A 3,125-nucleotide genomic window follows, 5' to 3' on the forward strand; every position below is an offset into this window, starting at 1 on the left:
TTTGCCGCTGAAGGTCAGCCTGGATCAGCACTGGGGTTGTTCCCATGCCTACTGCTGTTTGTGCGGCTTCCTGGGAATTGCCCAAGGTGGCAGACAAGGCCCAGGTTTGCAGGCGGGGTTGCCAGTGCCGCAATTGTGATAGGCAGAGTTCCGTTTGGGTACCGCGCTTGCTGTGCAGGAGTTCGTGCCACTCATCCAAGATTACCCCTTGCAGATGCTGGAAGAGAGTCTTGGCCTCGCTGTAAGATAGCATCAGCGCTAGGGATTCTGGGGTAGTGATCAGAATCTCTGGCATGGCCTTTAGCTGGCGAGATTTTTTACTGCTGCTGGTGTCGCCTGTACGGGACTCAACTCGCAGGTTCCAGCCCATTTCGACGATCGGCCTGCGAATGGACTGTTCAATGTCCCGTGAGAGTGCCCGCAAGGGGGTAATGTATAACAGTTGTAGTCCTGGCTGAGGATGAACTAGCATCCGGGCGATCGCTGCCATTACGGCGGCGTAGGTTTTGCCTGACCCCGTGGGCACTTGGATCATACCACTATGACCCGCTAAGTATGCGTCCCAAGCAGCCTGTTGAAAGGCCAGGGGTTGCCAGCCTTGGCGGGTAAACCAGGTCAAGATAGGATCTAGGGTGCCATCGCCAGTCACAGCCTAGGGAGAGGGTAAGGTAGGCACATCAGGGCTAGGGCTGGCAGGAGAAACCTGGGGTGAGGGCAGCGGCCCTGGTGGGTTACCCTTGCTTAGCCGCACCAACAGCTCGTAGCGCACGGTGCGATCGTTGACAATGCCCGTTGTCAGGCCAATTGTTTGCACAGCCCTAGCAGCATCCTCATCGACAGGCAAAATCCTGGATAGCGGCAGGTTGGTAGTGTTCAAGGTGGTGTAGGTTTGGTCTACATTCAAGAAAAAGCGCCCACTGCTAGGGTTAGGTTGAGTTGGCACTGCCTTCTGGAATAAATCATTGGCTCCCAGGGTAGACGCTGGTTTGGGCAGGAACGTTTCTGTAATAGGAGCACCCAAGCTCAAGAAGGTGACGTTGCCCTCTAGCCAACCCCTGGTTACTAAGGTGCCTACTAGGGGAATCGACCAGTTAACGACTGGCTTTTCAGCAATCGTTGCAGACTCTACATTGAACCGATAGCGATCCTTCATCACCTGGTCAAGCTGGGTTAGGGCCTTGTCCGCTGTGGCACGATCGCTGGCTTCCACCATCACTACCAACCCCGCTGGAAACGTGGATGATGCCCCCGGCTTTGCCGGCAACAACGCTAGGGAAAATTCTCCCCGCATCCAAGCCAATATATCTTTGTCTAGCTCTAGACCAGTTGCAGTTCTGAAGCCTTCCAATAGGCGGTTGGGGTCAAGGGGCACAGCTTGGCCACTCGCTGTCTGCACATATTGCTGCCACAGTTGGTTAAGGTTAGACCCCGATGCCATCATCAGAGTTTCCGCTGGCAGACGATTGGGCATAGTTTTGGCGTTATTCTCGACAATATGTTTCTGAGCGCTGTCTGCCCGTAGCCATGATACTCCCTTCATGCGAATGCCCTCAGGTTCTAGGGCGATCGTTGCGGCTAGTCCCTGGTTTTGCTGCAAGACTTGGTTAGCTCCTTCTGAACTGCCTGCTGCTAGCGTTGCTGCTACTGGAATGTTGACATAGAGTTGCCCAAAGGGCTTGCTGTCTCGAATCTGTTCTAGAGCCTTACCATAGCCAGGGGTCTGGGCAATGGATTTACCTGACTTGTAGGCATTAATCACCGATTCCGTAGCTTTAGCATTCGTTGTTACCACCAGAAACTTATTGTCCAGCACACTAGCGGAATAATTGCTTTCCGCACCTTCCGTTTCCTGAATCTGCACTCCCTGATAAATGCGAGTCGTCCATTTGCCCTGTTTCAATGGCTTAGGATTTTTGAGGAGTTTCTCTGCTTCGGCAGGCTTGGCAATAGGCAGCACAATAATTTGGGTTTGCTCTGGAGTCGGAGACGGTGTGGCTTGGAAGTTAGAGTTGGGACTGGGAGCTGTGGCCGGGGTTTGTGCAGGGGGTAAAAAGGCGATCGTCACCTCTTTCCCTACCCAGGGCTTGATGTCTGTATCATAGTTATAACCATTGGTTTGTAACAGCGTTGCCTTTAGGTTAGATAAGCTCTGGTCAAATGCTGCTTGGGTTTTGGGGGTGCCAAACGATCGCAGCGCCTTCCACTGAGCTTCATCGGTGGAGATGGTCATCGTCAGCAACACATCTTGAGGCAACACCGTCGCCCCTACAGGCAAATCACTAGCCCCAGGGCCACGCTGCGTGTAGACCCAGTAAGCTGCAGCTCCACCACCTGCCAACAGTGCGATCGTGCCTAAAATTGGCACCAGAGAAGATTTCTTTTGCATAGCCTACCGAGTGAGACAGTTCATAATCCAGCAATCCCGTAGACAATCTAGCAGAGTCTTGGCAGCAATGACCACCACAGCACAGCAAATTTACAGCAACTCGCTAATCAACGGTATGATATTTGTCCGCCTAGATTTAGGACGTTTGTCCATCTAAACAGGGTTGAACCAGACTAATGAGTTTGTCGAACTCAAATTGCTCGATGCGTAGCTGAAGTTGATGGGCGATCGCAGCCTGATCAGAAGGCATTGACTCGACCAACACCATCAGGGTCTTGTCATCCCCAATTAGGGCAGCGTGGTGAAACGCCTCTAGCCAGTCACGGGGCATCATGGCTAGATCAGCAAACGTTAACGATTGTCTTGACAAGGCAAAATCTTGCTCAGAGGAGCTATCGCTGTAGGTATATTTCAGACCAAGCTGTTCAGCTAGCTTCTCAAACATGAGATTGACCTGGACTGGTTTACTCATGTAGTCGTCACAACCTGCGGCGAGGGCCAAGTCGCGATCGCTCTCTGAGGTTTGAGCTGTCAGGGCTACAATTTTGGTGTGTTGATGAGGAGTGAGCGCTTCTTGGGCACGAATTTGACGCACTGCCTCATAACCATTGACGCTAGGCATCCGCAAATCCATCCAAATAAAGTGGGGCCGCCACTCGTGCCAGAGGGCGATCGCCTCTAGGCCATTGCTGGCTTCTAGCACCTCTAGGTCTAGGGGAGCTCACAGCCTTGCTAATAC

At 52.7% G+C, this 3,125-nt stretch carries 3 protein-coding genes; all 3 read right to left on the reverse strand.

The genetic code is table 11. From position 1 onward, the window contains the following. On the reverse strand, window positions 1–649 hold a 649-nt coding region (locus tag NZ772_16355; GenBank protein ID MCS6815127.1), incomplete at its 3' end, for a DEAD/DEAH box helicase. A gap of 3 nt (window positions 650–652) precedes the next feature. Further along, window positions 653–2,386: a DUF3352 domain-containing protein gene (locus tag NZ772_16360; protein MCS6815128.1), complete on the reverse strand. Its 1,734-nt coding sequence runs from the start codon at window positions 2,384–2,386 to the stop codon at window positions 653–655. Window positions 2,387–2,522: 136 nt separating this feature from the next. Further along, a complete protein-coding gene (locus tag NZ772_16365) occupies window positions 2,523–3,089 on the reverse strand; it encodes a response regulator (GenBank protein MCS6815129.1) in 567 nt (188 codons plus the stop codon). Window positions 3,090–3,125 lie beyond the last annotated feature (36 nt).

This window comes from Cyanobacteriota bacterium (assembly GCA_025054735.1).
Classification (GTDB): Bacteria; Cyanobacteriota; Cyanobacteriia; order SKYG9; family SKYG9; genus SKYG9.